Genomic DNA, 18,300 nt, shown 5'->3' on the forward strand with positions numbered 1-18,300 from the left:
TAGAGGAAATCGCGGGAAAAGGGAATGCAGCATCGGCTCATCCCGTATGCGGCCGCGGAGACCGGCCATGCCGACAGCGCCGCTGTCGGCGGCGAGAGCCACGTGATCTAAGCAGAATGCATCGGAGGGGGCCAGTGAACATGAGTGAGACTTGGCGGCGTTTCGGACCCTATGATGTGCTCATCCTGGACGATGGCGTCTTCGAGGCGCCGCTCGATGTCCTGATTCATGCCGGAGGCGAAGCTGCTCGCGACGGGGCTGTGACGCGCTGGGCCAAGCCGAAGGTCCGCATCCCCGTCAACTGCTTCGCCCTGAAGGGCGCCGACGGCATCACGCTGATCGATGCCGGCACCGGCCCTTCCTGGGGCGAGGCGATGGGTCATGCGCCCGCCGCCGTGGCCAAGGCAGGCATCGCTCCCGAACAGGTCGAGCGTGTCCTGATCACGCATCTTCACGGCGACCATGCGCTCGGCCTGTTCGACGGCGAACGCGCCCGTTTTCCGAAAGCCGAGATCATCGTGCCCGAGGCGGATTTCGTCTTCTTCGGAGACGAAGGCAATCGCGCGCAGACACCACAGAACCGGCAGGGAGGCTTTGCAATCACCGCAGCGGTGAAGAGGCACTATGGCGACCGCATCCATTCCGTCCCGGCAGGCAGCATGCGGCCCGGCATCACGCTGATCCCTCTCCCCGGCCACACCGCCGGCCATAGCGGCTATCTGATCGAGGGCGAGGAGAGCCTGCTGCTCTGGGGCGATGCGCTGCATCTCTCCGATCTGCAGGCCAGCGATCCAGATATCGGCTTCATCTACGACTTCGACGCCGCCACTGCCCGTGCCTCCCGCGGCGCGATCCTCGCACGCGCCGCGCGCGAAGCCTGGATTGTCTCAGGCGGTCATATCGAAGGTTTCAGGCGTGTCGTCGAAAAGAAGCCCGGATACGACTTGGTCCCGGCCTGAAGACCTCAGCCGCGTATCCCGGCAGCGGCGAGCAGCCTTGCCGCCGCCGCCCTCGCCTCCTCGGTGATCGACGCCCCGGCGAGCATGCGGGCGATCTCCTCGCGGCGCGTCTCCACTTCCAGCGGCGTGACGCGGGTGACCGTGCGCTCCTTGGCGTCCTCGCCCGCCTGCGCCGATTTGGCGATCAGGAAATGTCGTCCTGCCTTGGCCGCGACCTGCGGCGCATGCGTCACCGAGACCACCTGCACCCGGGCCGCCAGCCGCGCCAGCCTTTCGCCGATCGCATCGGCGACGGCCCCACCGACCCCCGTATCGATCTCGTCGAAGACCAGAGTCGGCGCCGAGCCGCGTTCGGCCAGCACGACCTTCAGCGCCAGCATGAAGCGCGAGAGCTCGCCGCCGGAGGCGAGCTTCATCATCGGGCCCGGCCGCGTGCCCGGATTGGTCTCGACCCAGAACTCGACGCGGTCGAAACCTTCCGGCCCGCGCGCTTCGGGATCGCTGTCGATCTGGGTGATGAAGCGGGCTCGCTCCAGCTTCAGCGGCGGCAGCTCGATTTTGACGGCTGCATCGAGTGCGGAGGCGGCACGAACCCGGCCGGCAGACAACGCGGTCGCACCGGCGATATAGGCGGCTTCCGCTTCGGCCAGTTCCGCCTCGAGCCGCTTCAGCGAGCCCTCGCTCTCGTCGAGGGCCGCAAGATCGGCCGCCATGGTCTCGGCCAGCGCCGGCAAGGCATCGACCGGCACGTCGAATTTCCGCGCCGCGGCGCGCAGGGCGAACAAGCGCTCTTCGACCCGTTCGAGCACGCGCGGATCATATTCGGCCGCGCGCATCGCCACCGCGAGCGCCTCGCCCGCCTCTTCCAGCGCCACGATCGCGGTGTTCAGCGCTGCCGTCGAGGGATCGATCAGGCCCGGCGCCTGCACGGCGCGGCGCTCGAGTCGGCGCAGCACGCCGGACAAGCCCGGAACCGGCGAGGCGCCACCGCCGACCGCTTCATAAGCCTCGGCGATATCGCGCGCGACCTTCTCGGCCTGCATCATGCCCTGCCGCTGAGCCGCCAGGGCCTCCTCCTCGCCCGGCTCTGGCGCAAGCTTTCCGAGCTCGGCGACGGCGTGGCGCAGGAAATCCGCTTCCTTGCGCGCGGTCTCGACCCGCATGCGCTGACTCTGCAGGGCCTGGCGGGCACGCTTCAGCACGTCGCAGGCCTGCGCGACCTCGCCGGCCTGCCGCGTCAGCTCGCCGAAACCGTCGAGGATCGATCGGTGCTGGGCCGGGTCGGTCAGCGCCCGGTCGTCATGCTGGCCATGAATCTCGACCAATGCCGCGCCGACCATGCGCAAAATCTGGACGCTGACCGGCTGGTCATTGATGAAAGCCCGGGTCCGCCCGTCGGCATATTGCACCCGGCGCAGGATCAGATCGCCATCGGTGTCGATCTCCTGCGCCTGCGCCAGCGCCCGCGCGGGATGACTGAGCGGCAGATCGAAGACGGCACTGACCTGGCCCTGCGTCTCGCCGTGGCGGACGAGGCCGCCATCGCCGCGCCCGCCGAGGGCGAGCGAGAAACCGTCGAGCAGGATCGATTTGCCAGCGCCGGTCTCGCCGGTGAGCACGCTGAGCCCGTCATGAAAGGCCAGATCGAGCCGGTCGATCAGAACGATGTCGCGGATCGAGAGCTGGGCGAGCATGATGCGGACTCAGCCGGTGCGCAGATGCGGGGCGCGGCCGCCGGAAGCGGACCGTAGCGAAAGCCGAGCGGACGGGGCGTGCACGGCAAGGCCGTTTCCGCGCGCCCGCGGGTTCAGCGGATCAGGCCGGTGACGGTGCGGCTGAAACCGCTGAACAGCCGGCTGATATAGGAGCCGCGATCTTCGCGCGGCTGCAATCCGCCGCTTTCGAGGAGCGAATAGGCGTCCTTGTACCAGGGGCTGTCGGGGAAATTATGCCCCAGAACCGCCGCAGCCGTCTGCGCCTCATTGGTGATGCCGAGCGCCATATAGGCTTCGGTCAGGCGCATCAGCGCCTCCTCGACATGGCGCGTCGTCTGGTACTTGGTGATGACGTCGCGGAAACGGTTCACGGCGCCGGCATAATTGCGCTTCTCGAGATAGAAGCGGCCGACATTCATCTCCTTGCCGGCGAGCTGGTCGCGCGCGACCAGCATCTTCTCGCGCACGTCGACGACGTATTCGGACTTCGGATAGCGGTCGAGCAACTCCTGCATCGCCCGCAGCGCCTGCTCCGTCCGCTCCTGGTCACGCGTCGCGTCCGGGATCTGGTTGAAATAGGACATCGCCAGGATGTACTGCGCGTAAGCCGCGTCCGGGCTCGCCGGGTTCTGCGCCAGGAAGCGCTTGGAAGCGGTGATCGCGTCGTCCCAGCGGCTCGCCTGATAGTTCGAATAGGCGGTGAGAATCAGACCCTTGCGCGAATAGGGCGAGAACGGCGCCTGCTTGTCGATCTCCTCGAACTTCTTGCTCGCGCCTTCGCTGTCGCCGTTCTGGAGTCGCGCCAGGCCCTCATTGTAGAGTTTGTCGGCCGGCACCGTCGGCAGCACTTCGGGCTTGTAGACTTCCGGGCGGTCGAACGGATTGATCGAGCTCAGCGTGTCGCAGCCGCCGAGCGCGGCCGCCAGCGAGAACACGAGCGCGAGCCGCTTGCCGCCGCCCGCCATTTCGCCGGTATTGAATGTCTTCAGCCGCATGACGCTCACTTCATCCGTCCTTCAGCGCCGCTTTCGAGGGCGGGCGAAAATGGCTTTACTCCAGAAGTCGCCATTTCGCCAACCATGAAGGGCGCTTCATGCAATGCAATCGGCGCCGTGCTTCCGACAGGAAACCGGCGAATGCAAGGCGTGGCGTCGTTCAGTCGCCGATTTTCAGTGCAGATCGGGCGCAAGAGCCGCCGGCATCGGCACGCTGGCCGCCATCTGGACGGCGCGCGGCGCGTAGACCGGCTCGGCCTCGACGATCGCGTAATTGGCGCGATCGGCAAAGAGTGCCTCGAGGATACGGATGTTCATCCGGTGACCGCCGCAATAGGAGCGGAACTCGCCGAGCATCGGGTAGCCGGCCAAAGAGAGATCGCCCACCGCGTCGAGCACCTTGTGGCGCACGAACTCGTCGGCATAGCGCAGGCCTTCAGGATTGATCACCTTGTCGTCGCCGATGGCGACGGTGTTGTCGAGCGAGGCGCCGAGCGCGAAGCCGGCCTTCCAGAGCTGCTCGACATCACGCATGAAGCCGAAGGTGCGGGCGCGGGAGATCTCGCTGGCATAGGCCTGCGGATCGAGATCGAAGATCTTGCGCTGACGGCCGATGGCGGTGGTGTCGAAATCGATCTCGACATCGAGCCGGAAACCCGATTCGGCGGGCGACAGCTCGGCGAAGGCGCGGCCGTTCTCGACGCGGACCGTACGCAGCACCTTGAGATAGCGGCGGGCAGCGCCGAGCGCGACGATTCCGGCCGCCTCGATCGCCTTGACGAACTCGGAAGCGCTGCCGTCCATGATCGGCATTTCCGGACCGTCGATCTCGACCAGGACATTGTCCAGCCCCAGACCGGCGCAGGCCGACATCAGATGCTCGATGGTGGCGACAGAACCGGAAGCCTGCTCGCCGACCACGGTGCAGAGTTCGGTGGCGCTGACCTTGTTGTGGCGGGCGTGGATCAACTGCTCATGGCCGCCTTCGAGCCCCTTGCGGAGGAAGACGACACCGGTATTGGCGGCAGAGGGGCGCAGGCACAGGCAGGCGGGAGCTCCCGAATGAACGCCGATGCCCTCAAGGGTCACGGGCGAGCGAAGGGTCGTCTGCCGGTCAGCCATCATACTCTTATCCGATCCTTAGCGCGACGATCAGGCCCGGCGCCTGGCGGCGCCATCAATCTGGTGATCGATCGCGGTTCCCTTGAAACGAGGGATCCAGAGCATGGCCCCGAATCCGTCTTCCCCGGTGTTGCCCTGCAAGATAAGCGCAGGAGGCGGGGCTTCAAAATCACGCTTTCTTTCGCTCTGTAACAGGATTCAAGGAGCGCGAAAAACCTAACCATCCAATTGATGTACATGGTTTTTTTGACGTTAAAAAAAGCCCGGCGCAAGCTTGCGCCGGGCTCGTTGTTTAAAACCGGACCCGAGACCAGCGCGAGCTCAGCTCGACTGGCGACGCAGGAAGGCCGGGATCTCCAGATGATCGTCCTCGGCGGGACGGCTCGGAGCGGCGCGGCCGAGCGGATCGAGCTGGCCCTGAGCCGGGCGAGAGGCCTGCGGCGCGGCCGGACGGCGCATGAACTCGGCATGAGCCGCGCTCGGCGGCGCCACCGGCGCCGGCGGCACCGGACGCGGTGCTGGCGCCGGAGCCTCGGCGACCTCCTCCTCCTTGCGGCCGAAGCCGACGGAGGCCAGGCGCTGCATCAGCGACATCCGCTTCTGGTCGGCGGAGACGGCCGGCGGCGGCGCGGCCACGGCGGCGCGGGTCTGCGCGATCTGATTCTGCGCCGGCAGCGGCAGGTCCTCGATCCGCGGCATGCGGGTCGGCCGGATCACGGCGCGCTCCGGCGCGGGCGGAATGAAGCTGTCTTCCAGATGCGGCAACTCGGCCTCGATCGGCGCCGGGGCGGGCATGGGCGGCGCGACCACAGCCTGGCGCGGCTGCACCGGCTCGATGCGGACATCGGCAGCGAAGCTCGGCGCGGCCTGACGAACCGGTTCCGGCGCCAGCGGCAGGCGAAGTTCCGGGGCCGGCTCCGGCTGCGGCACGGCGGCCGGCATCGGGACGGCGTTCGTGCGGATATTGGGAACCGCAGAGCGCAGGCGCGCCTCGGCCTTCAGCCGCTCGGCCACTTCGGCGATGCGCGCCTCGGTCGCGTCGACCTCGGCCTGCGAGCTCACCGGCTTGTCGATCCCGGTCGCGACGACCGAGACGCGGACGGTGCCTTCGAGCGCCTCGTCGAAAGTCGCGCCGACGATGATGTTGGCCTCGGAATCGACCTCCTCGCGGATGCGGGTGGCGGCCTCGTCGACCTCGTAGAGCTTCATGTCGCGGCCGCCGGTGATCGAGATCAGCAGGCCCCGCGCGCCCTTCATCGAGACATCGTCGAGCAGCGGGTTGTTGATCGCGGCCTGGGCGGCGGACAGCGCGCGCTTCTCGCCCTGGGCCTCGCCGGTACCCATCATCGCCTTGCCCATGCCGCGCATCACGGCGCGGACGTCGGCGAAGTCGAGATTGATCAGGCCGGGACGGACCATCAGGTCGGTGATGCAGGCGACGCCCGAATAGAGCACCTGGTCGGCCATGCCGAAGGCGTCGGCAAAACCGGTGTTCTCGTTGGCGACACGGAACAGGTTCTGGTTCGGGATGACGATCAGCGTGTCGACGGCTTCGTTGAGCTCGCCGATGCCGGCCTCCGCCATGCGCATGCGGCGGTGACCTTCGAACTGGAACGGCTTGGTGACGACGCCAACGGTGAGGATCCCCATATCGCGGGCGACACGGGCGATGGCCGGGGCCGCGCCGGTGCCGGTACCGCCGCCCATGCCGGCGGTGATGAAGACCATATGGGCGCCGGCGAGGTGATCGCGGATCTCGTCGGCGACCTCCTCGGCCGCCGCGCGCCCGACCTCCGGCTGCGAGCCGGCGCCGAGGCCTTCGGTGACCTGCAGGCCCATCTGGATGATGCGCGGAGCGCGCGACAGCGCCAGGGCCTGGGCATCGGTGTTGGCACAGACGAAATCGACCCCGTCGAGGCCGGCCTCGATCATGTTGTTCACCGCGTTGCCGCCGGCGCCGCCGACGCCGAACACGGTGATTCGGGGCTTCAGTTCCCGGATGTCCGGGGCTTGCAGATTCATCGCCATGATTGCCTCTTTCAAATTTCCGTCCGGTCCCTGGCGGGCGCCGTCCCGTATTCCACGCCAGGGGCCGCGGCCCCGTTTCTCAAGAACTCACTCCGCTCCGCCCGGCCGGATGGCCATGCGGATCGCAACACTCAGAAACTCTCCTTCAGCCAGCGGCCGACGCGCGAGAAATACCCGTCGGCAGCATGGGCGAAGTAGGATGCGCCGGCCCGCGGCTCGAAATGCTCGACATGGGCGACCTGCGGATAGACCAGAAGGCCGACCGCAGCGGCGAAGGACGGGCCCTTGCCCGCTTCGGGCAAGCCGCGGATGCCGAGCGGCCGCCCGGTACGGACCTGGCCGCCGAGCACGCGCCGCGCGACCTCCGGCATGCCGGTGAGCTGGCAGGCGCCGCCGGTCAGGACGACGCGCCTTCCGGCCTCGGCAGAGAAACCTGCGGCCTTGAGCCGGTCGCGCACCAGTTCGAGGATCTCCTCGACGCGCGGCTTGATGATCCGCACCAGATGCGACTTCGCCAGATGGTTGGGCATGTCGCGCTCATCGTCGTCGACCTGCGGCACCGCGATGGTGTCGCGATCGTCAGACGGGCTCGATATCGCCGAGCCGTGCAGCGTCTTCAGACGCTCGGCCGCCGAGACCCGGGTCGAAAGCCCGCGCGCCACGTCCATGGTGATGTGGTTGCCGCCGACCGCGATGGCGTCGGCATGGGTCAGGTGACCGCCGCCGAAGACGCCGAGCGAGGTCGTGCCGCCGCCCATGTCGACCACGACGACGCCCATCTCGGCCTCGTCGTCGACCAGCACGGAGAGCCCGGCCGCATAAGGCGTCGCGACCACGGCTTCGACCTCGAGATGGCAGCGCTCGACCGCGAGCATGACGTTGCGCGCCGCGGCCGCCTCGGAGGCGACGACATGCATGTCGACCGAGAGCGAGCCACCGATCAGGCCGCGCGGATCGAGCACACCGGGCGAACCGTCGAGGGCATAGCCCGTCGGCAAGGCATGCAGCACCGCCTTGCCCGGGCGGATCGCATGGTTGGCCGCGGCCGCGAGCACCCGCTTCACGTCGGAATCGCCGACGGAACCGCCGCGCAGCTCGACGCTGGCCTGGTAGTGCTGCGAGTTCAGCCGGCCGCCGGTCAGATTGACGATGACCGACTGCACCTCGACCTTGGCCATCCGCTCGGCAGCGTCGACCGCGGCCCGGATGGCGCGCTCGGCGCTGTCGAGATCGATGATCGCACCGCCCTTCAGGCCGAGCGAACGCTGATGGCCGATGCCGACGATGCGGGCGACATGGGTACGGCCGCGCAGGCGCTCGTTCGCTTCCGCCGGATTGAGCTCGGCGATCAGGCAGACGACCTTGCTCGTGCCGATGTCCAGGATCGACAGCGTCGCGCTCTTGCGCGAGGAAAGCGGCCGCATCCGCGGCGTCAGGCCCTGGGAGGTCAGGCTCATGCCTCGCCTCCCTTCTTCTTGCCCTTGTTCTTGAGCAGCTCGGCCCTTGCGGCCGCGCCCTCCTCGGTCAGGCGCATGGTCACGCGGTCGGGCTGGCGTAGGTCGATGGCGATAAGGTCCTTCTCGCTGATCCGAAAATCCTGCTCGAGGCCGACCAGCCGCTTCAGCGCAGCGCCGGTTTCGGTTTCGGGCAAGCGGATGTCGATGCCGGTGTCGAGCTTGAGATTCCAGCGGCGGCCGGCGACCAGGCTGCCGGCGCGGATGCGCGAGGCGAACGGGCCGGCCGCGGCGAGCAGGGCGACATAGTCGCGAGCGCGCAGATTGGCGTCGACCCCGACGACCAGCGGAAGATGGGCGAAGCGGCCGTCATCCATGCGATCGATCACCGTGCCGTCGGCCGCGATCAGGAAGAGATCGCCCTTCGACTGCCAGAGCGCGAAAGGCTCGCGCTCGACGAGGTTGATCGCGATCTCCCCGGGATAGAGCTTGCGGACCGAGGCCTCGCGGATCAGCGGCGTCGATTCGAGCCGCCGACGCGCCTCGTCGGCGTCGAAGAAGGCGAGCGAGATCTTCGGATCGATGCCGGCGGCGACCAGCACCTCGATCTCGGAAAGCTCGGTCAGGCCGGAAATCGTCACGCGGTCGATGCCGAGGCCGATCAGCCGTGCCAGCGCATGCTTGGGTTCGCCATAGGTCTCGCGCAGCGTCTCGAAATGGCCGCCGAGGGCAGCACCCGTCGTCGCCGAGAGCGCCAGGAAACCGACCGCCAGCCAGGAGCCCAGGCCGCGCGGCAGGCGCTGCGCCAGGGGCAGCGCGAAGGCGCTGCGCCGCGAGCCGCGAAACCAGCGGCGCGAGCGCTCGCCGACGAGGAGCTGAGGCCCCGCAGCGTGCATCGGCTTCATCGGACCAGCACCGGCCAGCACCGCATTCACCGATTTAAGGAGGCGTCCTCCACCATCCATGTGACGAGCTCACTGAAATTCATGCCCGCGTGGGCGGCCAGTTCGGGTACCAGGCTGGTTTCGGTCATGCCGGGCTGCGTGTTCACTTCCAGCCAGACGAGAGTGTCGGTCTCGTCGTCATATCGGAAGTCGGAACGACTGACGCCGCGGCACCCGATTGCTTGATGCGCCGTTAACGCACACTCTTCGATCCGCTGGTAAATATTCGGTAAAATTTGAGCGGGGCAGATATGGAACGAACCGCCTTTCGCATATTTTGCGTCGTAGTCGTAAAACTCACCCGTCGCCGCCCGAATCTCCGTCACCCCCAATGACTTGCCGTCCATCACGGCACAGGTCAGCTCGCGTCCGGCGATGAAATTTTCGGCCAGCAGCATGTCCCCGCAGGGCCAGTCCGGCCGGGCTATTTCCTGGGGTGGATGCTCGCGGCCTTTCTTAACGATCACGACCCCGACCGAGGATCCCTCGTCGATCGGCTTGAGCACATAGGGCGGCTGAAGCACATGGCGTTTGGCGGCCTCGAAGCGCGAGACGTTGACGCCATGCGCGACCGGAACACCGGCCGCGGCGACCACCATCTTGGCCTTGTCCTTACGGATGGCGAGCGCCGAGGCGAGCACGCCGGAATGGGTATAGGGGATGCCCATGATCTCGAGCAGACCCTGGATGGTGCCATCCTCGCCGAAGCGGCCATGCAGCCCGTTGAAGGCAACGTCGGGCCGGAGCTTGTCGAGCACCGCCGCGACGTCCCGCTGGACGTCGACCCGGGTGACGCGGAAACCGACCTGCTCCAGCGCGGCGGCACAGCCGGCACCGGAATTCAGGCTGACCTCGCGCTCCACGGACCATCCGCCCATCAGAACTGCGACATGTTTGCTCATGCTGGCTCCAAGCTCCGCACCTGCGGCGAAACTGGCCAGATATGGTTAACGACGCGTTAAGAAGTCGCGCTCCCGGTTAATGCAGAGCCGGCTGTGGCGGCGGCGCATCACCTGTTTCCGGCACCGGCGAAAGCTGTCCGGCGAGCCTCGTGCCGACGGGCGCGCATCGTTTCGAGGACATGCGCGGAGCTCGCCCTGCCAGCATGGCTGGCGAGGCGGGAGCCGCCACTGGATCTTGCGAAGGCTGTAAGCCGGACCTTGTCGTGTCGGCGGGCCAGCGCGGGCGAAGCGCGCCTGTCACGCTGGCCATCGACGCCGTGGCCGAGGAGCCCGTCCCGGCCGGATCCGCTCAGGCGGCGACGCCGAAGCGCTTGATCTCCCAGTGCAGCTCGTAGCCGGAATTGTCCTTGACCCGACGTCGAACCTCTTCGCCCAGCCCCTCGATATCGGCGGCGCTGGCACCGCCGGTGTTGATCAGGAAGTTGCAGTGCATCTCCGAGACCTGGGCTCCGCCGATGCGCAGGCCGCGGCAGCCGGCAGCATCGATCAGTTGCCAGGCCTTGCCGCCCTCGGGGTTCTTGAAGGTCGAGCCACCGGTGCGCTCCTTGATCGGCTGGGCCGCCTCGCGTGCCGAGGTGACGCGGTCCATCTCCGCGAGGATCGCGGCCTGATCACCGGGCCGGCCCTGGAACAGCGCCGAGGTGAAGATGACGTCGCTCGGCACCGTCGAGTTGCGGTAGCTGAAGCCCATATCGGCATGGGAGAAGGTGACGATCTCGCCGGCCCGCGTCACGCCGCGCGCCTCGACCAGCACGTCGGTGGTTTCGCCGCCATGCGCCCCGGCATTCATCCGCAGCGCGCCGCCGATGCAGCCGGGAATGCCACGATAGAAGGCGAGCCCGTCGAGCGAAGCATCGGCCGCCGCCCGGGCCAGCTTGACGTCGGGCGTCGCGGTACCGGCGCGGAGCCTGTCGCCTTCCTCGCGGACGATCTCACCGAAGGCCTTGCCACCGAGGCGGATGACCACGCCGGGAATGCCGCCATCGCGCACGATCAGGTTGGAGCCGAGCCCCACCACCGTCACCGGGATCTCGGCCGGCAGCCTGGACAGGAAATAGGCGAGATCGGCCTCGTCGGCCGGTGTGAACAGCACCTGCGCCGGCCCGCCGACGCGGAACCAGGTCAGCCCCGCCATCTCCTGATTGGCGACGAGGCGCCCGCGCAGCTCGGGCGCGGCGGCATGGAGGGCGGGCGTGATGTCTGGGAAGGGCATAGGCTTACCCGCGCGTCACCTTCTCCCCTCGGGGGAGAAGGTGGCCCGGCAAAGCCGGGTCGGATGAGGGAAGTCCGGCGAGACCAAGCCGATCGGATATCTCGCGCAGAACGAATTCGAGATTTCCTAGAACCCGCTCGTTCGGAAAGCGCAAGACCAGATAGCCCTCATGCCGTAAAAACGCATCGCGCCGCGCGTCGCGGGCACGTGCTTCTTCACTGGCATGTGGCTCACCATCGAGCTCGACGATCAGGCGGTGCTCGTAGCAGCAGAAATCCGCGACGAAAGGCCCGATCGCCATTTGTCGCTTGAACTTGAGGTCAGCGAAGCGACGACCGCGCACCGCCTGCCAGAAGATGGCCTCGGCCCGCGTCGGCGTGCGCCGCTGGCCCCGGGCGAAGGAGAGCGTTGCGGTCGTGTTCTTGCGTTCCACGACCGGCCCTCATCCGTCAGCGCTTCGCGCTGCCACCTTCTCCCCCGAGGGGAGAAGGAAGGGAGGCCAGTTCGCCCGGCAGGGCATAGGCCCATTGCGTGATGTTGCCGGCGCCGAGGCAGACGACATAGTCGCCCGGTCCCGCCAGCGTCGCGACCATGCCGGCGAGCTTCTCGGAGGACGGCAGTGGCAGCGCATGGCGATGGCCGCGCGCCTTGATCGCCGCGACCAGCCCGTCGCGATCGGCGCCGGGGATGGGCTGCTCGCCGGCCGCATAGGTCTCGGCGACGATCACCGTGTCGGCGTCGTTGAAGCAGGAGGCGAAGTCGTTGAACAGGCTGGCGAGCCGCGTGTAGCGGTGCGGCTGCACCACGGCGACGACCTTGCCCTTGGTCGAGGCGCGCGCCGCCCTGAGCACGGCGGCGATCTCGACCGGATGATGGCCGTAATCGTCGAATATCTGGGCACCGTTCCATTCGCCGGTACGGGTGAAGCGGCGCTTGACGCCGCCGAAGCCGGCGAGCCCCTGGCGGATCGTCTCGACCGGCACGCCGAGATCATAGGCGACTGCGATCGCGGCCGTGGCGTTAAGCGCGTTGTGATGGCCCGGCATCGGCATGACGAGATCGCGGATCACCTCCTCGCGTCCGTTCTTGCGGTCGCGGATCAAGAGGGTGAAGCGGGCCTGGCCGCCGGAGAGATCGATGTCGACGAGGCGGAAATCCGCCTGCGGGTTCTCGCCATAGGTGATGACCCGGCGATCCTCGATCTGGCCGACCAGCTCCTGCACGGTCGGGTGGTCGATGCACATCACCGCGAAGCCATAGAAGGGCAGGTTCTCGACGAAGGAGCGGAAAGCCCCCTTGATCGCGTCGAAAGTGCCGAAATGGTCGAGATGCTCGGGGTCGATATTGGTGATGATCGCGACATCGGCCGGCAGCTTCAGGAAGGTGCCGTCCGATTCGTCGGCCTCGACCACCATCCAGTCGCTCTCGCCCATGCGGGCATTGGTGCCATAGGCGTTGATGATGCCGCCATTGATCACGGTCGGATCGAGCCCGCCCTTGTCCAGCAGCGTCGCGACCAACGAGGTCGTGGTGGTCTTGCCATGGGTACCGGCGATGGCGACGCAGCTCTTCAGCCGCATCAGCTCGGCCAGCATCTCGGCCCGCCGCACCACCGGCAGGCGCTTCTCGCGCGCCGCCATCAGTTCCGGATTGTCGCGCTTGATCGCGGTCGAGACGACGACGACCTCGGCCTCGCCGAGATTGGCCGCGGCGTGGCCGACGAAGGTCTTGATGCCCTTCTCGGCGAGGCGCCGGACATTGGCGTTGTCCGAGGCATCCGAGCCCTGGACCTTGTAGCCGAGATTGTGCAGCACCTCGGCGATCCCCGACATTCCGATGCCGCCGATACCGACGAAATGGATGGAGCCGAGCTTCGGCGGCAGCTTCATGGTGCGGTACTCTTCTGGAAAATTCAGATCTGGGCGGTTTCGGCGATCAGGCGCGCCAGCCGGTTGGCGGCGTCCGGGATTCCGGCGCTCTTGGCGCTCGCAGCCATCGCAGTCAAGCGCGAGGGGTCGGCGAGCAGTCCCGAAAGCTCGTCGGCGAGCCGGCGCGGCGTGAAGTCCGGCTGCATGATCCGGATGGCCCCGCCCGCCTTTTCGAGCACGGCGGCATTGGCCGCCTGGTCCTGGTCGAGCGAGCCCGGCAACGGTACCAGCAGCGCCGGCCGGCCGACCACGGAGAGCTCCGCGATGGTCGAAGCACCGGAGCGCGCGACGACGAGGTGAGAGGCCGCCATCCGCGCCGGAAGGTCCTTGAAGAAGGGCGCGATCTCGGCCTTGACGCCGAGCCCGGCATAGATGCCGCGCACCCGCTCGCCATCCTCGGCCCTCGCCTGCTGGACGACCGAGATCCTGGCCCGTTCCTCGGGGCTGAGCAGCTGGATCGCGGGGGGCACGATATCGGCCATGACGCGCGCGCCCTGGCTGCCGCCGAAGACGAGCAGGTTCACCCCGCCATCGAGCGAGGGATAGGGCGAGACGGCCTGGAGGACCGCCGGCCGCACGGGATTGCCGACCAGGCGGCACTTCGCCGCCTGCGCCGCGGAGAGCCCGCCGACTTCGGCGAAGCCGGTGGCGATCACCTTCACCCGTCCGGCGAGAAAGCGGTTCGCCCGGCCGGCCACGGCATTCTGCTCATGGACCAAGGTCGGCACGCCCATCAGCGCCGCGGCGAAGACCGGCGGCACGGTCGGGTAGCCACCGAAGCCGACGACGAGTGCCGGCTGCAAGGCCTTGATCGCACGGCGCGCCGCGAAGGCGCCTTTTGCCAGAACCAGCGCCGCCTGCAGCATTTTCAGCGGCGAGCGGCCGGACGGCGTCGCCGCCGGCACGGCATGGATCGATTCCGCCGGGAAGCTGCCGGCATATTCGGCGGCGCGGGTATCGGTGATCAGGGCGACCCGCAGGCCGCGCGCATGCAGCGCATGGCTCAGCGCCTCGGCCGGAAAAAGATGCCCGCCCGTGCCGCCCGCGGCGAGCACGATGAGAGGCGCCTGCACTCCCGCCGTCACTGCCGGCGTCCCGTCTGGCCGAAGTTCTCGGCCCTTGGCCGTTTGCGTGTCAGCGCCAGGAGGAAGCCGGTGCCGAGCGCCAGCGAGATCAGCGAGGAGCCGCCATAGGAGATGAAGGGCAAGGTCATGCCCTTGGCCGGCATCATGTGCAGGTTGACCATCATGTTGATCGCCGCCTGGATGCCGAACAGCAAGGCGAGACCGGTCACCGCTAGGCGCAAGAACGGGTCTTCGGCACGCTGCGCCACAAAGAGCGCGCGCAGCACGATGATCGCGAACATCGCGACCAGGACCATGCAGACGACGACGCCGAACTCCTCGGCCGTCACCGCGAAGATGAAGTCGGTATGGGCGTCGGGCAGGATGCGCTTGACCGTCCCCTCGCCCGGCCCTTTGCCGAGCCAGCCACCCTGCGCGAAGCTCTCCAGCGCGGTGTCGACCTGGAAGGTGTCGCCCGAGCCCTTGTCCATGAAGCGCTCGATGCGGCCGCGGACATGCGGCACGAGCTGGTAGGCGATCAGCAGGCCGAAGGCTCCGGCGCCGCCGAGCCCCATCACCCAGAACCAGTGCAGCCCAGCGACGAAGAACAAGCCGGCCCAGACCAGCGTCACCAGCACCGTCTGGCCGAAATCAGGCTGCAGGACGAGCGGCACGATGGTCAGCGGCAGGAGCAGGAAAGCGATGATCGTGCCCGGCAGGTCGGGCCGGCGCCCGCCCTCGGCGAAGGCCCAGGCGGCCATGACCACAAAGGCCGGCTTGAGGAACTCCGAAGGCTGCACCGAGCCGAGCGGACCGAGCGTCAGCCAGCGCCTGGCGCCCTTGACCTCGACCCCGAAATAGAGCGTGCCGACCACGCCCGCCAGCGAGACGGCGAAGACGATCAGCGCCGCGCGGCGCACCTGGCGCGGCGTCAGCAGCGAAGTGGCGAGGAAGACGGCGAGCGCCGCCAGCAGATAGACCGCCTGGCGGTTGACGAAATGGAAGGTCGGCAGGCCGAGGCGCTCGGCGACCGGCGGCCCTCCCGCCATCAGCAGCACGACGCCGGAGACCATCAGCGCCACCATGGTCGAGAGGATGACGCGGTCGATCGACCACCACCAGCGGCCGCTCAGGCTGGGTTCTGCGCGCGAGGTCATCTATGTGGGCTCCGTCAGCGAACAGGCAGATCGTGATCACCCGTTCCGGCAAATCACTCTGTCAATGAATGGTTAACCGATTGATTCCAGTTCGAGCTCTCCGGCTTCCCGCCCGCCCTCATCGTTCGAGACGCCACTGACGCAGCTCCCAGGATGAGGTCTGGAACGGGGAATTGCTCCTTCAAGCGGAAGCGGCTCCTGCCGCCTCGAACCCCGGCAACGCCTCGACCAACGCCCGGAAGGCATCGCCGCGGACCTCGAAGTTCGGGAACTGGTCATAAGAAGCGCAGGCCGGCGAAAGCAGCACCGCGATCTCGCCCTCCCCCGGTGCCGCCAGCGCGGCCTCGGTCGCGGCTGCGACCGCGACGTCGAGCGTAGCGCTGCGCTCATAGGAAACTCGGCCGTCGGCGTCGAAGGTCGCGGCGAAGAGATCGCTCGCCGCGCCGATCAGATAGGCATGGGCGATGTTCGGGAAATAGCGCCGCAGCGACTCGATCCCGCCCTCCTTGGCCTTGCCGCCGAGGATCCAGAAGATCGCGCGGAAGGAGGTCAGCGCCTTCTCGGTCGAGTCGGCATTCGTCGCCTTGGAATCGTTGATGAAGACGACGCGGCCGATCCGCCCGAGTTCCTCCATCCGGTGCTTCAGGCCCGGATAGCTCTTGAATCCCGCTGCGATCTCCTCGGCCGTGAGCCCGACCGCGGAGCAGGCGGCGAAGGCGGCTGCGGCATTCTGGGCGTTGTGCGCACCGCGCAGGCTACCGATGCCCGCGAGATTGGCGACAACCCTGGGCTTGCCGTCCCTGACCTCGACGATCCGCGTATCGAGCTTGCCCTGATTGGCGGTGACGCCGGCGAAGACGCCCTCGTCGAGAGGCTGCTCGCCGCTGATCTTGACCAGAGGCTTGCCCGAAGCGGCGCGCCGCCGCGCCATCTGCTTCGAGGGCTCGTCGTCGACGCCGATCACGGCGAGGTCAGAGGCGGCGACCAGCCGCTCCTTGATCGCGCCATAGGCTTCGAAGGTGCCGTGCCGGTCGAGATGATCCGGCGTCAGGTTCATCTGGATGCCGACCGTCGGCTTCAAGGAAGGCGCCAGATCGATCTGGAAAGTCGAGCACTCGATGACGTGGATACGGTCCCTGGCCGGCGGGGCCAGCGCCAGCACGGCGGTGCCGATATTGCCGCCCATCTGCACGTCGCGGCCGGCAGCAGCCAGGACATGGGCGATCAGGGCCGTGGTCGTCGACTTGCCGTTGGTGCCGGTGATGCAGATCACCGGCGCGTCCGGGGCAAGCTTCGCGCGCTCGAGGAAGAACAGCTCGATATCGCCGATCACCGGGACATTCGCGGCCTTGGCCTTCTCGACCGTCCAGTGCGGTGCGGGATGGGTCAGCGGCACGCCCGGCGAGAGCACGAAGGCGGCGAAGCGCGACCAGTCGGCATTGGCGAGATCGACGATGGCGAGCCCCTCGGCGGCCGCCTTGTCGCGGCTCGCCTGGTTGTCGTCCCAGCAGGCGACTTCGGTGCCACCGGCGCGGAGCGCCCGGGCGGTCGCGAGACCGGAGCCGCCGAGGCCAAACAGGGCGAGGGTCTCGCCCGCGAAGACAGTGACAGGTGTCATCGGCTCAACGCAGCTTCAGCGTGGCGAGGCCGACCAGCGCAAGCACCACCGAGATGATCCAGAAGCGGATCACCACCTGCGGCTCGGTCCAGCCCAGCTTCTCGAAATGATGGTGGATCGGCGCCATCAGGAAGACGCGCTTGCCGGTGCGCTTGAACACCGCGACCTGAATGATCACCGAGAGCGCCTCGACCACGAACAGGCCGCCGACGATGGCGAGCACGATCTCATGCTTGATCGCGACCGCGATGGTGCCGAGCATGCCGCCGAGACCGAGCGAGCCGGTGTCGCCCATGAAGATCTGCGCCGGCGGCGCGTTGAACCAGAGGAAGCCGAGCCCCGCGCCCATCATCGCGCCGCAGATCACGGCGAGCTCGCCGACGCCGGGCACATGGTGGATCTGCAGGTAGTTGGCGAAGATCGCGTTACCCGCGAGATAGGCGATGAAGCCGAAAGTGCCTGCCGCGATCATCACCGGCACGATGGCGAGCCCGTCGAGCCCGTCGGTCAGGTTCACCGAATTGCCGGCGCCGACCACGACGAAGGCGGTGACGATCGGGAACAGGATGCCGAGCGGGATCATCCATTCCTTCAGGAACGGCAGCGCGAAGCCACTGGCGATCGAGGGCGGGCTGACCAGCATGATCGCCGTGCAGGCGGCAAGCGCGATGACGATCTCGAGCCCGAGGCGCGCCTTGCTGGAGAAGCCCTTATGCGACTGCTTCGTCACCTTGAGATAATCGTCGTAGAAGCCGATCGCGCCATAGCTCGCGGTCACGCCGAGCACGATCCAGACATAAGGATTGCGCAGATTGCCCCAAAGCAGGGTCGCGACGAACAACCCGGTCAGGATCATCAGCCCGCCCATGGTCGGCGTGCCGCGCTTGGCGAGATGCGATTCCGGCCCGTCGGTCCGGATCGGCTGGCCTTTGCCCTGTTTGATCCTGAGCCAGGAGATCGCCGCCGGGCCGAAGAAGAAGACGAAGAGCAGCGCGGTCGCGGTCGCCCCGCCGGCCCGGAAGGTGATGTAGCGGAAGACGTTCAGGATCGGGAAGTGAACCGCGAAATCGGCTAGCCAGACCAGCATTGAAACCTGTTCCTTGTCCTGGCGCATGCTCTGCAGAAGTGGAGACCACTTCTG

The 18,300-nt window shown here is 67.6% G+C and carries 15 protein-coding genes; 1 reads left to right on the top strand and 14 read right to left on the bottom strand.

Annotated features, from left to right (window positions below; translation table 11 throughout):
- Positions 1–140: 140 nt before the first annotated feature.
- Complete coding sequence (gene aidB, locus J0J10_RS13215; RefSeq protein WP_291646979.1) at positions 141–959, top strand: AidB family quorum-quenching N-acyl homoserine lactonase; 819 nt, start codon at positions 141–143, stop codon at positions 957–959.
- Positions 960–964: 5 nt separating this feature from the next.
- On the opposite strand, the gene recN is transcribed toward aidB, so the two are convergent.
- The 14 genes from recN to mraY all read right to left on the bottom strand — a co-directional run bounded on the left by recN (position 965) and on the right by mraY (position 18,246).
- Entirely contained in the window at positions 965–2,653 is a 1,689-nt protein-coding gene (gene recN, locus J0J10_RS13220; RefSeq protein ID WP_291646980.1) for a DNA repair protein RecN, read from the bottom strand.
- A gap of 113 nt (positions 2,654–2,766) precedes the next feature.
- A complete protein-coding gene (locus J0J10_RS13225; RefSeq protein ID WP_291636810.1) occupies positions 2,767–3,669 on the bottom strand; it encodes an outer membrane protein assembly factor BamD in 903 nt (300 codons plus the stop codon).
- 174 nt (positions 3,670–3,843) lie between these two features.
- Entirely contained in the window at positions 3,844–4,794 is a 951-nt protein-coding gene (lpxC, locus tag J0J10_RS13230; RefSeq protein ID WP_291636808.1) for a UDP-3-O-acyl-N-acetylglucosamine deacetylase, read from the bottom strand.
- Between the two features lie 318 nt (positions 4,795–5,112).
- A complete protein-coding gene (gene ftsZ, locus J0J10_RS13235; RefSeq protein WP_291646981.1) occupies positions 5,113–6,819 on the bottom strand; it encodes a cell division protein FtsZ in 1,707 nt (568 codons plus the stop codon).
- A gap of 131 nt (positions 6,820–6,950) precedes the next feature.
- Positions 6,951–8,276: a cell division protein FtsA gene (gene ftsA / locus J0J10_RS13240; protein WP_291636805.1), complete on the bottom strand. Its 1,326-nt coding sequence runs from the start codon at positions 8,274–8,276 to the stop codon at positions 6,951–6,953.
- Positions 8,273–9,178 (bottom strand): cell division protein FtsQ/DivIB, encoded by a 906-nt coding sequence (locus J0J10_RS13245; RefSeq protein WP_291636804.1) that lies wholly within the window; start codon positions 9,176–9,178, stop codon positions 8,273–8,275. Before J0J10_RS13245 ends, ftsA begins: the two co-directional genes overlap by 4 nt.
- 26 nt (positions 9,179–9,204) lie before the next feature.
- On the bottom strand, positions 9,205–10,119 hold the full coding sequence (locus tag J0J10_RS13250; RefSeq protein ID WP_291646982.1) for a D-alanine--D-alanine ligase: 915 nt from the start codon (positions 10,117–10,119) through the stop codon (positions 9,205–9,207).
- A gap of 349 nt (positions 10,120–10,468) precedes the next feature.
- Positions 10,469–11,392, bottom strand: coding sequence for a UDP-N-acetylmuramate dehydrogenase (murB, locus tag J0J10_RS13255; RefSeq protein ID WP_291646983.1), 924 nt, complete (start codon positions 11,390–11,392; stop codon positions 10,469–10,471).
- 4 nt (positions 11,393–11,396) lie between these two features.
- Positions 11,397–11,825, bottom strand: coding sequence for an endonuclease domain-containing protein (locus tag J0J10_RS13260; RefSeq protein WP_291636800.1), 429 nt, complete (start codon positions 11,823–11,825; stop codon positions 11,397–11,399).
- A 16-nt stretch (positions 11,826–11,841) separates the two neighbouring features.
- Complete coding sequence (gene murC, locus J0J10_RS13265) at positions 11,842–13,281, bottom strand: UDP-N-acetylmuramate--L-alanine ligase (protein ID WP_291646984.1); 1,440 nt, start codon at positions 13,279–13,281, stop codon at positions 11,842–11,844.
- A 23-nt stretch (positions 13,282–13,304) separates the two neighbouring features.
- A complete protein-coding gene (gene murG / locus J0J10_RS13270; protein ID WP_291646985.1) occupies positions 13,305–14,393 on the bottom strand; it encodes an undecaprenyldiphospho-muramoylpentapeptide beta-N-acetylglucosaminyltransferase in 1,089 nt (362 codons plus the stop codon).
- An 8-nt stretch (positions 14,394–14,401) separates the two neighbouring features.
- Positions 14,402–15,541 carry an FtsW/RodA/SpoVE family cell cycle protein gene (locus tag J0J10_RS13275; RefSeq protein ID WP_291646986.1) on the bottom strand — a complete coding sequence of 380 codons (1,140 nt, stop codon included), beginning with the start codon at positions 15,539–15,541 and terminating at the stop codon, positions 14,402–14,404.
- A gap of 181 nt (positions 15,542–15,722) precedes the next feature.
- The gene (gene murD / locus J0J10_RS13280) at positions 15,723–17,159 is read right to left on the bottom strand and encodes a UDP-N-acetylmuramoyl-L-alanine--D-glutamate ligase (RefSeq protein WP_291646987.1); all 1,437 of its coding nucleotides are present in this window, start codon (positions 17,157–17,159) and stop codon (positions 15,723–15,725) included.
- 4 nt (positions 17,160–17,163) lie between these two features.
- A complete protein-coding gene (gene mraY, locus J0J10_RS13285; protein ID WP_291646988.1) occupies positions 17,164–18,246 on the bottom strand; it encodes a phospho-N-acetylmuramoyl-pentapeptide-transferase in 1,083 nt (360 codons plus the stop codon).
- Between the last annotated feature and the right edge of the window lie 54 nt (positions 18,247–18,300).

It is taken from the genome of Allobosea sp. (assembly GCF_017308075.1).
In the GTDB taxonomy this organism is placed as follows: domain Bacteria; phylum Pseudomonadota; class Alphaproteobacteria; order Rhizobiales; family Beijerinckiaceae; genus Allobosea.